General features: G+C 63.5%; 16 protein-coding genes and 2 tRNA genes. 2 read left to right on the forward strand and 16 right to left on the reverse strand.

What is annotated here, in order from left to right:
- Positions 1–49 precede the first annotated feature (49 nt).
- Together SPO_RS10190 and SPO_RS10195 are read right to left on the reverse strand one after the other, a co-directional pair.
- A complete protein-coding gene (locus tag SPO_RS10190) occupies positions 50–835 on the reverse strand; it encodes an ABC transporter permease (RefSeq protein ID WP_011047738.1) in 786 nt (261 codons plus the stop codon).
- Complete coding sequence (locus SPO_RS10195; RefSeq protein ID WP_044028259.1) at positions 835–1,701, reverse strand: ABC transporter permease; 867 nt, start codon at positions 1,699–1,701, stop codon at positions 835–837. Before SPO_RS10195 ends, SPO_RS10190 begins: the two co-directional genes overlap by 1 nt.
- 93 nt (positions 1,702–1,794) lie before the next feature.
- Here SPO_RS10195 and SPO_RS10200 point away from each other — a divergent pair, with 93 nt between their 5' ends.
- Positions 1,795–2,763 carry a LysR family transcriptional regulator gene (locus SPO_RS10200; RefSeq protein WP_011047740.1) on the forward strand — a complete coding sequence of 323 codons (969 nt, stop codon included), beginning with the start codon at positions 1,795–1,797 and terminating at the stop codon, positions 2,761–2,763.
- Between the two features lie 490 nt (positions 2,764–3,253).
- On the opposite strand, the gene SPO_RS10205 is transcribed toward SPO_RS10200, so the two are convergent.
- Together SPO_RS10205 and SPO_RS10210 are read right to left on the reverse strand one after the other, a co-directional pair.
- A tRNA-Thr gene (locus tag SPO_RS10205) sits at positions 3,254–3,329 on the reverse strand.
- 444 nt (positions 3,330–3,773) lie between these two features.
- Positions 3,774–3,850 (reverse strand) — tRNA-Arg (locus SPO_RS10210).
- 97 nt (positions 3,851–3,947) lie between these two features.
- On the opposite strand from SPO_RS10210, the gene SPO_RS10215 reads away from it, so the two are divergent.
- The gene (locus SPO_RS10215) at positions 3,948–5,435 is read left to right on the forward strand and encodes a fused MFS/spermidine synthase (protein WP_044029215.1); all 1,488 of its coding nucleotides are present in this window, start codon (positions 3,948–3,950) and stop codon (positions 5,433–5,435) included.
- Positions 5,436–5,536: 101 nt separating this feature from the next.
- Here SPO_RS10215 and SPO_RS10220 read toward each other — a convergent pair whose 3' ends face one another.
- The 12 genes from SPO_RS10220 to SPO_RS10275 all read right to left on the reverse strand — a co-directional run bounded on the left by SPO_RS10220 (position 5,537) and on the right by SPO_RS10275 (position 15,776).
- Positions 5,537–6,757: a cysteine desulfurase gene (locus tag SPO_RS10220; protein WP_011047742.1), complete on the reverse strand. Its 1,221-nt coding sequence runs from the start codon at positions 6,755–6,757 to the stop codon at positions 5,537–5,539.
- Positions 6,750–7,337 carry a Yip1 family protein gene (locus tag SPO_RS10225; RefSeq protein WP_011047743.1) on the reverse strand — a complete coding sequence of 196 codons (588 nt, stop codon included), beginning with the start codon at positions 7,335–7,337 and terminating at the stop codon, positions 6,750–6,752. Before SPO_RS10225 ends, SPO_RS10220 begins: the two co-directional genes overlap by 8 nt.
- On the reverse strand, positions 7,334–7,819 hold the full coding sequence (locus SPO_RS10230; RefSeq protein WP_011047744.1) for a YIP1 family protein: 486 nt from the start codon (positions 7,817–7,819) through the stop codon (positions 7,334–7,336). Before SPO_RS10230 ends, SPO_RS10225 begins: the two co-directional genes overlap by 4 nt.
- Entirely contained in the window at positions 7,819–9,099 is a 1,281-nt protein-coding gene (locus tag SPO_RS10235) for a SufB/SufD family protein (protein WP_011047745.1), read from the reverse strand. The genes SPO_RS10230 and SPO_RS10235 overlap by 1 nt, the downstream gene beginning before the upstream one ends.
- On the reverse strand, positions 9,099–9,854 hold the full coding sequence (gene sufC / locus SPO_RS10240) for a Fe-S cluster assembly ATPase SufC (RefSeq protein WP_011047746.1): 756 nt from the start codon (positions 9,852–9,854) through the stop codon (positions 9,099–9,101). The genes SPO_RS10235 and sufC overlap by 1 nt, the downstream gene beginning before the upstream one ends.
- A 12-nt stretch (positions 9,855–9,866) precedes the next feature.
- Entirely contained in the window at positions 9,867–10,703 is an 837-nt protein-coding gene (locus tag SPO_RS10245; RefSeq protein WP_011047747.1) for a polysaccharide pyruvyl transferase family protein, read from the reverse strand.
- Position 10,704: 1 nt separating this feature from the next.
- Positions 10,705–11,634, reverse strand: a complete 930-nt coding sequence (locus tag SPO_RS10250; protein WP_011047748.1) for an FkbM family methyltransferase — start codon at positions 11,632–11,634, stop codon at positions 10,705–10,707.
- A 16-nt stretch (positions 11,635–11,650) separates the two neighbouring features.
- Positions 11,651–11,965: a heavy metal-binding domain-containing protein gene (locus SPO_RS10255; protein ID WP_011047749.1), complete on the reverse strand. Its 315-nt coding sequence runs from the start codon at positions 11,963–11,965 to the stop codon at positions 11,651–11,653.
- Between the two features lie 27 nt (positions 11,966–11,992).
- Positions 11,993–12,598, reverse strand: a complete 606-nt coding sequence (locus SPO_RS10260; RefSeq protein ID WP_011047750.1) for a class I SAM-dependent methyltransferase — start codon at positions 12,596–12,598, stop codon at positions 11,993–11,995.
- A gap of 38 nt (positions 12,599–12,636) precedes the next feature.
- Positions 12,637–14,157, reverse strand: coding sequence for a Fe-S cluster assembly protein SufB (gene sufB, locus SPO_RS10265; protein WP_011047751.1), 1,521 nt, complete (start codon positions 14,155–14,157; stop codon positions 12,637–12,639).
- 40 nt (positions 14,158–14,197) lie between these two features.
- Complete coding sequence (locus SPO_RS10270) at positions 14,198–15,241, reverse strand: cysteine desulfurase family protein (protein ID WP_044029217.1); 1,044 nt, start codon at positions 15,239–15,241, stop codon at positions 14,198–14,200.
- Positions 15,242–15,317: 76 nt separating this feature from the next.
- On the reverse strand, positions 15,318–15,776 hold the full coding sequence (locus tag SPO_RS10275) for an Rrf2 family transcriptional regulator (RefSeq protein ID WP_011047752.1): 459 nt from the start codon (positions 15,774–15,776) through the stop codon (positions 15,318–15,320).
- Positions 15,777–15,800: the final 24 nt, after the last annotated feature.

Below are 15,800 nucleotides of genomic sequence, written 5' to 3' on the forward strand. Positions count from 1 at the left end.
TTGGTCATGTCTCACTCCATGTCGGGATCGGGTTGATGGATTGCGGTTCTCATGTGCCCCTTTTTCGGGCCAGTTGCCGCGCGATGGCCGCCCCCAGCAGGGGCAGGCCAACGGTCATGACAATCATCACGGTGCCAAGCGCGTTGATCTCGGGCGAGATCGAGTTGCGCAGCATCGCAAAAATCTGGGTGGGTACGGTCTCGACACCGCCGGGCTTCCAGAACAGGGTTCCGGTGATGTCGTCGAAACTGATGGTAAAGGCGAACAGGCCCCCGGCCAGAACCGCCGGCATCATCAGCGGCAAGGTGATCTGAAAGAAGGTCTGGATGGGAGTCGCGCCCAGGCTCATCGCCGCTTCTTCGATGTCTCGCTTGATGCTGACCAGCCGCGCCTGCACCACCAGGATCACAAACGGCAGGGTAAAGATGACATGGCCGAACAGCAGCAGGCCAAAACTCTTGTTCACGCCCAGAAAGTTCAGGAACAACAGCAGCGCCACCGCCAGCACCACCTCGGGCACCAGGATCGGCGCGATCAGCAGCGTCGAGATCAGATTGGCTCCGGGAACCTTGTAGCGCACCAGCGCCAGGCTCGCCAGAACGCCCAGCGTGGTCGAGATCAGCGCCGTCATCAGCCCCAGCACCAGCGAGGTGCGAAAGGCGCGCAGGATCGCCTCGTTGTTCCACAACTCCAGAAACCAGCGCAGCGAGAACCCCGTCATCGGGAAACTGCCGAATTGCGAGGCGTTGAAGCTGAGCAGAACCACAACCGCCACCGGCAGGAACATGAAGATATAGACGCCGATCGACCAGGCGCGGATCAGGTGCCAGCCCATCAGCCCAACCCCTTCATCAGTTGGGCCATGCCCAGATAACGGTTGTAGATCATCACCAGCGCCCCCAGCACCGCCAGAAGCATCAGGCTGAGAGCGGAGCCGAGCGGCCAGTTGAGCTGGGTGATGATCGCCTCGAACACCAGGTTGGCAAACATCGCATCGCGCGGCCCGCCGAGCACCAGCGGCGTGATATAGGTGCCCGCCCCCAGCACGAAACACAGCAGCCCGCCCGCCGCCAGACCGGGCAGCGACAGCGGCAGGGTCACCTGCAGAAACGATTGCCATTTGGTGGCGCCCAGCGAGTTGGCCGCCGCTTCGAGATTGGTGTCGATCCCGTCCAGGCTGACATAGATGTTGAGGACCATGAACGGCAGCAGGAAATGCACCAGCCCCAGGATCACAGTCGTCTCGTTATACAGCATCTGGATCGGCTCGGAGATCACCCCCAGCGAAATCAGCACCGAGTTGAACGCGCCTGACACGCCCAGGATATTGATCCAGCTCATCGTGCGGATGATGTAGCTGATCCAAAAGGGCAGCATCAGAAGAAGCAAAAGGATCGCCTTGTTACCCTTTGATCTAGCGATGAAATAGGCGGCCGGATATCCCATCAGCGCGCAAACGGCCGTGGTGATTGCCGCAATGCGCAGGGTGCTGAACAGGATGTCCCGATAAAACCGGTCGCTCAGCGCCTCGGCCCAGTTGTCCAGGTAGAACCCGACCTGATCCGCCCCGGTCGCTGTGCGCAGCCAGAAGCTGTAGACGACAATGAAACTCAGCGGCACGAACAGCAGCAGCATGATCGCCGTCAGCGCCGGTGAAAGCAGGATCCAGGGCTGACGGGCCTCGCGGGTTTCGATCGACATGGGATTGCCTCGGGTGAACACTTGCCGGCACTGTGCAAAGCCACCTATCATAGTTCAAATAGATAATTGGAATTCTGACTATAGGTATGATCTATGTCCGACCCGTCTCACCGCTACCATCCCGACCGCATCGCCCGCGAACTTGACTGGAACCTGCTGCGCACCTTCGTGGTGCTGGCCGAGAGCCATTCGGTCACCGATGCGGCCAACCGGTTGGGCCTGCGTCAGCCTTCGGTCTCGGCCGCCCTCAAAAAGCTCGAAGACCGGATCGGCCGCAAACTGCTGGACCGCTCACCGGGACATTTCGCGCTGACCGATGCGGGACGGCTGCTGTATCGCGAGGCGGTCGAGATAAACGGCTCGGTGCTGCGCCTGTCGACCCTGATGCGCGAATTGACCGACGAGGTGCAGGGCAATGTCCGCATCACCGTGGCCAGCCACGTCGTCAGCCCGCTGCTGGACAACGCGCTGGCGCGCTTTCATGCCAAACACCCCAAGGCGACCCTGTCGATCGAGGTCTTCTCCAGCGCCGACGCGATCGCCGAAGTCACCGCCAAGCGGGCCTCGTTCGCGGTGTGCCTGGTCAAGGATCACAACCCCAAACTGGAATACAGACGGCTGTTCCGCGAGTTTTTCGGCCTGTTCTGCGGCCCCCCGCATCCATTGTTCGGCAAACCCGATCTGAGCCTGCGGGATCTGGCGGGGCACAGTTCGGTCAGTTTCGAGACGGATCGGTTGCAGGATGTACTCAAGCCGGTCACCGTCATGCGGGCCCAGGCCGAACTGGGTCAGAAGATCACCGGTATCTCAAGCCACCTGGAAGAGGTGCGCCGGATGATCGTCGCCGGGCTGGGTATCGGCCCGCTGCCCCTGCATGTGGCGGCCCGCGACGTGCGCGACGGGCTGTTGTGGCAGGTCCCACCCTACGAGGGCCTGCCCGCAATCGACGTTCATGTTGTCTGGAATCAGGCGGCGGTCAAGAACCGGGCCGAAGACCTGCTGTTGCAGGAAATTCTAAACGCCATCGACACCACACCGATGGAGGAGCGCACCTATAGATGACCGCACCGCTTGCGCCAGAGAGTGAAGACTAGAGCAGCATTTACAAAGGCGTATACTGCATTGATTTATTGTTTCTTTCGCACCCAATAGGGTCTCAACCTCTAACCCGTTCTTGGCGGGGTTAGTTCAAACACTGGCTGCTTTCGACTTCTTTGGAGTTGTGAGGGCGTCGGTATGAGCAATCGTTTTCAACCTCACTTGCCGATCCCCCGGTCTGAGCGTCGGGTGCAGGACGAAACGACTTGTCATCGCGCTAACCACACGCTCACCCTTCTAAACCGCAAGCGCAGTCTTGACGTTACCTTCAGGCGAACGGTTCTTCCGTTTCCACATCTCTGATCGCCGACGAAACCGAGACAATTGGCCTCACATCGTCGCTCACGTCAGTCGCCATGTATCAGCGCACGCGGCCCCATCGGTGCGGAACCAACCGATCCACCAGTGACGATCCGCTCAAGTCATTGGAATTATGAGATTGTTCTGAGAGGAATGGTGCCGCTGAAGGGACTCGAACCCCCGACCCCATCATTACGAATGACGTGCTCTACCAGCTGAGCTACAGCGGCATTCCTCATTTGTTGCGGCCCAACCATGGCCGAACTCGAAACAACTTGCCGACCCAAGCTGGCGGCATCCGGTCCAGGAACACGGGCGCTCTTGGTCGGGTATGAATGATCTTCCCAACCTGTCGAACCGCATGCCCAGATCGACCGCTCGTTTAACGGCTCCCTTCGATCCCTTCAAGCAGAATCAGATCGGATTCTTTCGGCGCCGCCCTCGATACGTCCCGGATTTTCCACCACCTAGAGGCTTTCCAAAGAGCGGCTCTGGGGAAAGGCTCCATTTCGACGGAGGCCCTGGGCGAGTTCATTCCGCCTGGGCACACCAGGCCCGCCCCCTCAGGTACGTTACTGTACATAGTTTCACCGAAAACACCCAGGCTGCGTGCAAAAACAGCAACCTTGCCGTCAGAGGTAGGGCTGACTTAGTTCATCAAAGTTTGCAGAAGATGGCGCACCCGACAGGATTCGAACCTGTGACCTCTGCCTTCGGAGGGCAGCGCTCTATCCAGCTGAGCTACGGGTGCCTGTGATCCGGGCTATAAGGTATCGGCGCGAGGTCCGCAATCGGCAATCTGCGGATTTTTCTTGCCTTCCTAACAGCCGCTTCGCCAAATGCAGGCCATGGCCCGTCCCCCGTCCTTGCTGCTGCTGATCCTGCTCCAGGTTATCGTTTCTGCCGCCTCGCTGGTGGTCGAGATCGTGGCCGGTCGCATGCTGGCGCCCTATGTGGGCATGTCTCTTTATACTTGGACCTCGGTCATCGCGGTGGTGCTGGCGGGGTTCTCGCTGGGCCATTGGGTCGGCGGCCTGCTGGCCGAGCGTCCGGCGGAACGCGCTCTGCGTCTGACCGGCTGGACACTGGTAGCCGCCGCGCTCACCACGGCGGCGGCGGCGCTGCTGTTGCGCAGCCTTTCGGGGCCAGTTCTGGAGCTGGTGGAACACCCGGTCTGGGGCATCGCGGTGCTGACGCTGGCCGTGTTCTTTCTCCCCTCCTGCTTTGCCGGGGTGCCCGCGCCGGTGCTTGCCGCGCTGTCGGTACAGGGCGGCCAGGGGGCCGGGCGTGCCCTGGGGGCGATGTTTGCCGCCGGGGCCATCGGCGCGATTGCTGGCACCCTGTTGGCGGGGTTCGTGTTCATCTCCTGGCTTGGCTCATCGCTCACACTGATGACGGTCACGGCGGTGTATGCGCTCTCGGCGCTGCTGTGTTTCCGCCTTGCTGGTGGGCGTTGGCTGGCGCCCCTGCTGGCGCTGGGGCTGATTCTGACGCTGGCCGTGGCGGCACTCGCCGCGCCCGATCCCTGCACCCGCGAAAGCCGCTATTACTGCATCCGCGTGATCGAGCTGGGCCCGCAAGAGGCGCCCGAGCGGCTGATGGTGATCGACCATCTGGGCCACGGGATCAGCGCCCGAGATGCGCCGCTGACCATGTATACCGACCATGCCGCCATGCTGGACGCGCTGGCCCGCATCAGGGCGCCGCGCCCCGATTTCTCGGCCTTCTTCATCGGGGGCGGCTCGTATTCCATCCCGCGCGCTTTTGCCCTGCGCGGCACCGGCCCGCGCGTGGTGGCCGAGATCGACCCCGAGGTGACCCGAATCGCCGCCGAGCAATTCTGGTTCGATCCCGCTAGTGCCGAGATCCTGCACGAAGACGCCCGCCGCGCGCTGCTGACCCGGCCCGAGCGGCGCTATGATGTGATTCTGGGCGATGCCTTTACCGATGTGGCGGTGCCCGCCCATCTGGTGACGCACGAGTTTTTCGACCTGGTGCGCGACCGGCTGACCCCCGAGGGCAGCTATCTGATGAACGTGATCGATTATCGCGACCGGTTGCAGGCACTGGCCGCGCTGGTGCACACACTGCGCGCCGTCTTTCCCATGGTCGAGGTCTGGACCAGCACCACCCCGCCGCCACCGGGCGAGCGTGCGGTCTTTGTGCTGGTCGCGGGCAACAGTCCGACGTCGCATTCCCGCTTTGTCACCCGCGCGCCCAACCCCACCGAATATGGCGCGCTCGATCCGGATTGGGTGGCCCGACTGGCGGCAACGGGCACCCTGCTGAGCGATGATTTCGCGCCGATCGACCGCCTGATCGGTCGACCCGACTAAGCCGCTTCATTCCGCCGCAAATACTCCGGGGCGAGGTGACAAAATTCGACGAATTTTGTCATCGGGGGGCTGCGCCCCCCGACGCCCTTGCCGATCAGCAATCAGGCAAACAGCTCATGGGCCAGTTCCAGCGCCTCGATCAGCGTATCCACCTCGGCGCGGGTATTGTAGAGACCAAAGCTTGCCCGGCAGGTCGCCGTCACGCCTAGGTGATCCATCAGCGGCCCTGCGCAATGGTGGCCTGCGCGCACCGCGACACCCTTCTTGTCGAGGATGGTCGAGATGTCATGGGCATGGGCCGCGCCCTGAAGGGTAAAGGAAAAGATCGCGGCCTTGCCCGGCGCATGGCCCTGCACGTTCAGCCAGTTCAGCCCGGCAAAACGGCTGGCCGCATAGTCGCGCAGACCGGCCTCGTGGGCGGCAATATTCTCCATCCCCAGCGCCATCATGTAGTCCAGCGCAACACCCATGCCGATGGTCTGTACGATGCCGGGCGTGCCGGCCTCGAACTTCATCGGCGGGTCGTTGTAGATCACCGTGTCCTTGGTGACCTCCTTGATCATGTCGCCACCGCCCATGAACGGACGCATCTCGGCCAGCCGCTCGGCCCGGGCATAGATCGCGCCTGAGCCGGAAGGACCGTAGAGCTTGTGCCCGGTGATGGCATAGAAATCGCAGCCCAGATCCTGCACATCGACCGGCATATGCACCGCGCCCTGAGAGCCATCGACCAGTACCGGCACGCCCTTGGCCCGGGCGCCCGCACAGATGGATTTCACATCGACAACGGTGCCCAAGACGTTGGAACAATGGGTGATCGCCACCAGTTTCGTCCGGGGACCGATCGCGTCCAGCACCGCCTGCGGATCCAGCGATCCGTCGGGTTCCGGATCAACCCACTTCAGCACCACGCCCTGGCGTTCGCGCAGGAAATGCCAGGGCACGATATTGGCGTGATGTTCCATGGTCGACAGCACGATCTCGTCACCTGCCTGCATTTGCGGCATGGCCCAGCCATAGGCGACCATGTTGATCCCCTCGGTGGTGCCCGAGTTCAACACGATCTCGTCCTCGGAACCCGCGTTCAGGAACCGCGCCACGATGCCGCGCACCGCCTCGTATTTCTCGGTCGCGAGATTGGACAGGAAATGCAAGCCGCGATGCACATTGGCATATTCCTCGGCATAGCCGCGGGTCACCGCGTCGATCACCGCCTGCGGTTTCTGGGCCGAGGCGCCATTGTCGAGATAGGTCAGCGGCTTGCCGTTCACCTGACGGGACAGAATCGGAAACTCGGCGCGGATGCGGTCGACGTCATACATAGGGGGTCGCTCCGGGGATTGGCCCTCCGACGAGGGACAACAGGACAAGCACGCCAAGGGCAATGGCCAGGACCGACAGGATCAGCACCCCCGCCGCGCGCATGAGGGAATTCAGGCGATGGGCCTGGTCGATGAAATGCAGGGTGACGTACAGCGCCACCAGATTGGCAGCCAGCGCCAGCAGTGCCGACAACAACGGGACGGTCAGTGCCAACAGCAGGGTGGCGGCCTGCACCACCACCAGCACCAGCTGAATCCAGACCATCACCGCCATCAGGTCCCAGAACGAGCCCTGCCCGCCCAGCAACCGGCCGATCCGGTGGATCGCCGCGATGGTCAGGATCAGCCCGCCCCCCATCAGCGCGCCATAGCCGACCACCGATTGCGGGATGCCGGGCATCGCCACGGACCCAAAGGCCATGTTGGACAGCCCGTGCAGCAGGCTGGTCAGCGCGACCGACAGGGCCAGTGCCAGCCACAGCGCCTCGCGCCCGGGGTTGCGGGTCAGGATCAGCCGCGCCGCGCTGGCGGGATCGGTCACGGTGAGGGCGGCCAGCGACCGCAGCTCGGCAGATGTCATGGGGCGGGCCTCTGTGCTTCTCTGAGATTGGTTAGCCAGAACCAGGCGAAGACCGCAACCCATATCAACCCAACTGCGCTCAGCGCCGGGCCGGGGCCGATGAACCCCGCCACCAACCCGTTGAGCAAGACCAGCGGGGTCGAGGCCAAAAGCGACCAGAACAGTGCCAGCCGCGCGCCATAGGCACTGCCCTGCCCGCCCAGCATGCGCGCGACCCAATGAGACAGCAGCGCGATGGCATAGAAAAGCAGCGGAAGCAGGAACACACTGCCCAGCAGCGCACCCCCCATCAGCATGTTCAGATCGGCCTGTTCCAGATGCGCCCGCCGTGCCAGCGCCGGCAGTTGCGCAACAAAGGCGATGACACAGAACGCCATCACAAAGGCCAGCGCGCGATCCTCGCGCTGGCCCATGTCCAGCAGGTGACGCATCACCCGCGCCGGCCCGCGATAGCTGGCCGCGATATCGCTGGTGACCGGCATCAGGCCCGCCGTGCCAGCCAGCCTTCGAGCCGCGAGACGATATCGGCGACCAGCGCCTCGTCCTCGATCTCTTCGACCGCCTCGGCCAGAAAGGCGAGCGTCAGCAGATCGGTGGCCGCCTTCTCGGGCACCCCGCGCGAGCGCAGGTAGAACAGCGCGGTGTCGTCGATGGCGCCGCTGGTCGAACCATGCGAACAGGCGACGTCATCGGCATAGATCTCCAGCTCGGGCTTGGCCAGGAACTGGCTGTCATCGTCCAAAAGCAACGATTGGCTGATTTGATAGCCGTCGGTCTTCTGGGCGCCGGGCTGAACCAGGATCTTGCCCTGGAACACGCCCGTGGCGCCGTTGCGCAGCACTTTCTTAAACACCTGACGGCTTTCGCAGTTCACCGCGTCGTGGGTCACGAACACGGTGTCGTCATGGAGGAAATCGCCATCGCCTACACAGGCGCCCGCCACATGGGCCACGCCTTCGTCCCCGGTCAGCTCGACCACCTGCTCGTTGCGGGTCAGCACGCCGTTCACGGTCAGGGTAAAGGACTTGTAGACCGAGGCCGCGCCGAGCCGGGTGAACATATGCGTCACCGCGCGGCGTTCATGGTCGCGCCCTTGGGCGCGCACGTGATGCAGGGTGCCGCCATCGGCGATGTCGATCTCCATGCATTTGTTGAACCGCGAGGCGGCGGGGCCGTTTTCCAGGATCGTCACCTCGGCACCGCTTTCCACCCGGATCACGTGATGCAGCAACGCGTCCGAGCTTTCCGAGGCGTGCTTGTAGATCAGGCTGATCGGTTTCGACGGTTTGCCGGTCACATGAATGGCGATGCCATCAGCGGCAAAGGCGGTGTTCAGCGCCGCCAGCGGACGCGGCACCGGGGTCTGGCCGCGTGCTTCAAGAACACCGTACAAGTCCTTGGCCCAATGGATATCTTTGCAGCAGATATCCTCGATCCGTTCGATCCGCACGCCGTCCAGTTCCAGCGCATCCGACGCCTCGGCATCGAAAACCCCGTCGACAAAGACGATCTTGAGCCGGTCGATGGCGTCAAACATCATCGGCTCGTCGGTATGGAAGGTCGCGGCGCGCGGCGCCTCGGGCGAGATCAGGCTGTCGGGACGTGTGTATTTCCAATACTCGTCGCGCCGCCCGGGCACGCCCATCTCGCGCAGCCGGGCCAGTGCCGCCTCGCGCGCGGACTGGGTGCAGCCGGCGGTGGGCAGCGTCAGCGTCGCCAGCAGCGCCTCGGTCGCGGTCTGTTTCTGTGCAGGCACACCCATCAGTTCACCTCGGCCAGGATATCGGCGTAACCGTTGTTCTCGACCTCCAGCGCCAGCTCGGGGCCGCCGGATTTCACGATGCGGCCATCGGCCATGATATGCACCACATCGGGTTTGATATGGTCCAGCAGGCGTTGGTAATGGGTGATCACGAGGAAGCCGCGCCCGGCATCGCGCAGCGCGTTCACGCCCTCGGCCACCAGTTTCATCGCATCCACGTCAAGGCCCGAGTCGGTCTCGTCCAGGATGCACATCTTGGGTTCCAGCATGGCCATCTGCAGGATCTCGTTGCGCTTTTTCTCACCACCCGAAAAGCCCACGTTAACCGGACGTTTCAGCATATCGGCGTCGATCTTCAGCGCCTTGGCCTTGGCGCGGACTTCCTTCAGGAAGTCGGCAGCGCTCAGCTCCTCTTCGCCGCGCGCCTTGCGCTGGGCGTTCACCGCGGTGCGCAGAAAGGTCATGTTGCCCACGCCGGGGATCTCGACCGGGTATTGAAAGGCCAGGAACAGGCCCGCGGCGGCGCGCTCTTCGGGCTCCATTTCCAGCAGATCGGCGCCCGACAGGGTGGCGCCGCCCTCGGTCACCTCGTACCCATCGCGGCCCGACAGAACATAGCTGAGCGTCGATTTGCCCGACCCGTTCGGCCCCATGATCGCATGCACCTTGCCCGCCTCGACGGTCAGATCCACACCTTTGAGGATTTGCTTGTCCTCTTCTTCAAGTTTCACGTGCAGGTTTTTGATCTCAAGCATGATTTCCTCGTCTCATTTCGGTTCCGCCACAGCGGCGGAGGCAGGGGTTTGGGCGCGCATATGCGCCGGGAATGCGGTCAGCAGATCGGACCGGGCGCGGGCGATACCCTCGGCCCAGTCCAGCCTGTCGTCGTCCTTGAGGCCGCGCAGATGCGCGGGCACCTCGGCCAGCGTCAGCGGCATGTCCAGCGGACGGCCCACCGAGGCGGCATAGTCGTAATATTTCAGATGCTGCTGCCCGCCCGGCATCAGCCAGGTCGAGGGCACGCCGCAGGCATCGGCCACGATCAGCCCGTGCAGGCTGGCCGAGATCACATGCCGGCACGACGCGATCTCGCGGCAGGTCGCAAGCGCGTCGCCTGCCACGTCGATCAGCTTCAGCGCCGGTTCGCTGGCCAGAAGCGCCGCCAGCGCCGGATCCTCCAGCATCGAGTGATGCGGTACCAGCGCGATCCGGTCGTTGCGCGCGGGCAGATCGCCCAGCAGATCGCTCACCAGCAGGCCGGGATCGCCAAAACCCCGCATCCTGAGGCCCAGCAGATCGGCGCTCAGCGGTCCGCGCAGCAGCGCCACATCCACATTGTCCAGAAACCCGGTCGAGCCCACCGGATGCAGCAGCCCCGCGCCCCAGATCACCGGGCGGCGCCCGTCAGGTGCGGGTTCGCCATAGTTGCGACGCATCACCTGGATCAGCGAGCCGATGGCCAGCATCTCGCAGCCTTTGGGCCCGGCATGGCGCACCGCGCGGCCAGACACATGCGCCACCACCAGTGCCGACAGGGCGTCGCCGAAATTCGGCACGCCCTTCCACCAATACAGGCGGATCGGATCTGTGGGCAGCGCGCGCATCCTAACTCCCCTTCAGCATCCAGGTAGGCAGCGTATCGACGAACTGCCCGGGCACCTCGGGCGCCGCCAGACCGCGCCGCACCAGCTCGTCCAGACAGAACACGGTCAGGTCGAAACTGGCAAACACGCAAGCCGAGGCCACCGCCAGCTGGCGCAGCTGCTCATCTCTCCAGTCCTCGACCGTTTCGGGGTCGCGGATATAGATTGCGTCGCCATCCATCATCTGGTTGCGGAACGCCTTGCCGGCCAGCCGTGCCCGCTGTGAGTTCATGATCTGCATCGACTTGGTGAACTGGAAGGTATGGAACCGGAACCCCTGGTCGTGCAGCTCCACATCCAGCGGGCCAAACAGCGGCTCGTCCTCGTAGATGCGGTAGAACCGGACCTCGGGGATGACACAGACCGCCTCGGAGAGCTTGTCGCGCCCGGTGCGGATCACGTCCAGCTCGCCGCCCTGAATGTCGATCTTCAACAGATCCGGGCGCGGCAGCGCGCCCTCGTCCAGATCGTCCAGCGCCACCAGCTCCATCTCGATCGGTTCGATCCCCTCGCGATGCCAGCCGGGCTTGCCCAGAAAGGTCACCGACCGTTTGCGGATCGGATAAAGCGAGCCAAGCCCGCTTTGCGGATGCGGATGGAACCGACCCGGCCCGGTTGGCCCGACCGCCTGTTGCAGGTAATGGGTACCCGGGCGCGGATCGGCCATCAGCGCATCATACGAGGCCTGATCGGGTTCGAATCCCCAGACCTCGCACCCGCCCAGCCGCAGCAGCCCGTCATAATCGGGCACGTTGATCGGGTTTGCGCCCACATCGGCGATACGCAAGGGGCGCGCGGGCGCAATCGCGGCCGCGAGAAACCCGTGACGGTTGGCCAGCATCTGGGCTGCCCGGCTTGGCTGGTTGGTCTGTTCGCTTCCGTCGGCGCTCATCGCTTGTATTCCCCGTTCAATCCAGCACCACGGCGGTGCCCGAGGCCGAGACCATCAGCATCGACTGGCCCACCACCTCGTAATCCAGGTCCACGCCGACAACCGCATTGGCCCCCAGCGCAACGGCGCGGCCCTCAAGCTCGGACAGCGCGGTCTCGCGGGCGTCCTGCAACTTGCTTTCATAGGCGCCCGAGCGGCCACCGACGATATCGGTGATCGAGGCAAAGACGTCGCGCACCACATTGGCGCCCATGATCGCCTCGCCCACCACGATCCCCTTATAGGCGGTGATACGGCGGCCTTCGACATTCGGGGTGGTGGTCACGATCATGGGTCGGGTCCTCGTTGCGGTGTCAGGTCAGGGGCTGGTCATGGTGCGGATCAGTTGCATCAGCGATCCGGGCGGGATCGGCTGCGGCTCGACCTGAAAGGCGGCCAGACGCCCGATCATCAGCGGCGCGCCCAGAAATTCCTCGACCTGATGTTGCCAGCGCCGCTGGCTGTAATCGTCAAACAGCAGCGTCACGGGCCGGGTAATCGAAAAGGCGGTGGCCAGCGCACAGCCGACCCGGAACCGCCCGTCTACCAGCACCACATCGGGATGACGGAACCCCTCGGTCCGCCAGACCGCCAGCGGATAGTCGGGATAGCTGCGCCATTTGGCGTCCGAAACCGGATGCCCCCAATCGCCGGTCGGGCCGATATCGGTCCAGACGATATTGACCTCGGTCCCCTCGGCGGGCGGGTTGGCGGCCAGCCAGGCCTTCATCATACGGGCCCAGGCGCGGTCGCTTTCGACCGAGGTGACATGTTTGCCGGGCAGTTCGGCAGCGACCACGGTCGAGCCGCCCGACCCGTATTCCAGGATCACCTCGGCCTCTTCATAGGCCATGCGCAGCGCCTCTGCCTCTGCCGGGGGCATGGTCAGCTCTGGCCGCATCTGATCGCCGCTCTGGTCGTCCACTGGCCTGATCCCTGCCGCAACGGTCCCTGTCGGGGGCCTTAGCCCACCGAGCCTTCGAGGCTGATCGCCACCAGCTGCTGCGCCTCCATGGCAAATTCCATCGGCAGCGCCTGCAGCACGTCCTTGCAGAACCCGTTCACCACCAGAGCGACGGCCTCTTCCTCGTCCATCCCGCGCGAGCGGCAATAGAACAGCTGATCCTCGTCCACCTTGGACGTGGTCGCCTCGTGCTCGCAGCGCGACGAGTTGTTCTTGACCTCGATATAGGGCACCGTGTGCGCCCCGCATTTATCGCCGATCAGCAGGCTGTCGCACTGGGTATAGTTGCGGCTGTTCTTGGCCTTGGGATGCATCGAGACAAGGCCGCGATAGGTGTTCTGCGCGCGGCCCGCGCTGATCCCTTTCGAGACGATGCGCGACTTGGTGTTCTTGCCCAGATGGATCATCTTGGTGCCGGTATCGGCCTGCTGCATGTTGTTGGCGATGGCGATGGAATAGAACTCGCCCTGGCTGTCATCGCCGCGCAGGATGCAGGAGGGGTATTTCCAGGTCACGGCGCTGCCGGTTTCCACCTGGGTCCACATCACCTTTGACCGGTCACCCCGGCAATCGGCGCGCTTGGTGACGAAGTTGTAGATGCCGCCCTTGCCGTTCTCGTCGCCCGGATACCAGTTCTGGACGGTCGAGTATTTCACCTCGGCGTCTTCCTCGATGATGATCTCGACCACGGCGGCATGCAGCTGCGCCACATCGCGTTTCGGCGCGGTACAACCCTCCAGATAGCTGACATAGCTGCCCTTGTCGGCAATGATCAGGGTGCGCTCGAACTGGCCGGTGTTTTCCGCGTTGATGCGGAAATAGGTGCTCAGCTCCATCGGGCAGCGCACGCCGGGCGGCACATAGACAAACGAGCCGTCCGAAAACACGGCAGAGTTCAGCGTGGCATAGAAATTATCGCTGACCGGTACCACCGAGCCCAGGTATTTCTTGACCAGTTCGGGATGCTCGCGGATCGCCTCGGAGATCGAACAGAAGATCACGCCGGCCTTTTTCAGCTCGGCCTGAAAGGTGGTGCCCACGGACACCGAATCAAACACCGCGTCCACTGCGACCTTGCGCCCCTCGGCGGGGGCGTTTTCGGCGCCTTCGACACCGGCCAGGATCATCTGTTCCTTCAGCGGGATGCCCAGCTTTTCATAGGTGGCCAGCAGCTTGGGGTCGACATCGTCCAGCGACTTGGGCTTTTCGCTCATGCTCTTGGGGCGGGCATAGTAATACTGATCCTGAAAGTCGATTTCAGGATAGCTCACCATCGCCCATTTCGGCTCGCTCATGCCGGTCCAGCGCTCGAAGGCGGCCAGCCGCCATTCGGTCATCCATTCGGGCTCTTCGTTCTTGTCCGAAATCAGGCGCACGATATCGGGGTTCACGCCCTTGGGGGCGTATTCCATCTCGATCTCGGTTTCCCAGCCGTATTTATAGGTGCCCGCCTCGCGGACGGCATCCACCGTCTCCTGATCGACGCCTTCTTTTACCTGGGTCTGGTCCAATGCGGCCATAAGAGCCCTCCTTCGCGCTGAGCGCGCTGTTTGTTCTGTGTCACGCGGCGCGCGCGCGGTGTTTCTTTTCTTTCTGCAACCACGCCTCGGCAAAGCGCAGCACATCCGTTTCGCTCGTTTCGGGCCCCAGCGAGACGCGGATCGCGCTTGCCGCCGTGGCCTCGTCAAACCCCATTGCTTGCAGCACCGCGCTGGCACGGACCTTGCCGCTGGAGCAGGCGCTGCCGGCGCTGATGGCAAAACCGGCCAGGTCCATCTGCATCACCTGCGTCTCGCCCTTCCAACCCGGTGGGGCCAGGCAAAGGGTGTTGGGCAGGCGGGGTCGACCTTTCCCGACAAAAATAGTAGATTTTGCACCGGCCTCAAGAGCCTTTTCTAGAATATTTCTAAGTTTCTCCACCCGCTCCCAGACGCCATCGGCCAGATCGCGCGCGGCGGCTTCGGCTGCAGCGCCGAAACCGGCGATGCCGATCACGTTCTCGGTGCCCGAACGGCGGCCCATTTCCTGCCCGCCGCCCTTGATCTGCGCCGCCAGATCGGTGCCGCGTCGTATCACCAGCGCGCCAATGCCCTTGGGGCCACCCAGCTTATGCGCCGAAATCAGCGCCATCTCGGCCCCGAGCCAATTGAAGGCGACCGGTATCTTGCCAAAGGCCTGGGTTGCATCGCTCACCGCCAGCCCCTGTGGCAGGTCCTGGATGATACCGGTCTCGGAATTGGCCAATTGCAAGGTCGATTGCGCGGGGTCGGTCACCGTAACCGCCCCCTCGGAGGAAACGGACAAATCCTCTTTTACCCAAGCTCTTACCGCGTCATGTTCAAGTGCGCACCCATGCAGGTCCCGGCCCTTGAGTGCCAGCGCGGCGGCCTCGGTCGCGCCCGAGGTAAAGATGACATCCGCTCCATCGGCGCCAAAGGCGGCGGCGACCTGCGCGCGCGCCTTCTCGACCACCGCCTTGGCCGCCCGCCCCTCGGCATGGACCGAAGAGGGGTTGCCGCAGACATCCATCGCCGCGATCATCGCCGCACGCGCCTGCGCGCGCAGCGGTGTGGTGGCATTGTGATCGAGGTAAACACGCATCAGAGAGTCATCATTTCTTGACGGATGGGACCAGATAGACGGGCCCGGCAAAAATGGCAATCACGGGGCCCGGCAGCCCTCAGTCGTCGACGATCGAGAACAGGTTGGGCACCGCCGGGCACGGCGCAAGATCGTTCTTCACCACATCCGAAAGCCGGGTCTGGTGCAGGAACACATATACATGCGCGCTCAGCCCCTCCCACAGCCGGTTGGTCAGTGATTGCGCGCGACTGCCCGAGGAGGCGCCCGAGGCGCCCGCCCCCTTGTGCATGGCATTCACGGTCTCATCCACGGCGGCGAGGATCTCGACCACCCGGATGTCCGAGGCAGGTCGCGCCAGACGATAGCCACCCCCGGGCCCCCGAACCGAAGCCACCAGATCGGCCCGCCGCAGCTTGACGAACAACTGTTCCAGATAAGGCAGCGAGATATCCTGACGCTCGGAAATGTCGCCCAGCGTGACCAGTTTGTCCGCCGGTTGCAGCGCGATATCGGTCAGCGCCACCATCGCATAGCGCCCCTTTGTCGACAGCTTCACGTCTTTGCCCTCCCCAACCGCGCC

Source organism: Ruegeria pomeroyi DSS-3 (assembly GCF_000011965.2).
GTDB classification, from domain to species: Bacteria; Pseudomonadota; Alphaproteobacteria; order Rhodobacterales; family Rhodobacteraceae; genus Ruegeria_B; species Ruegeria_B pomeroyi.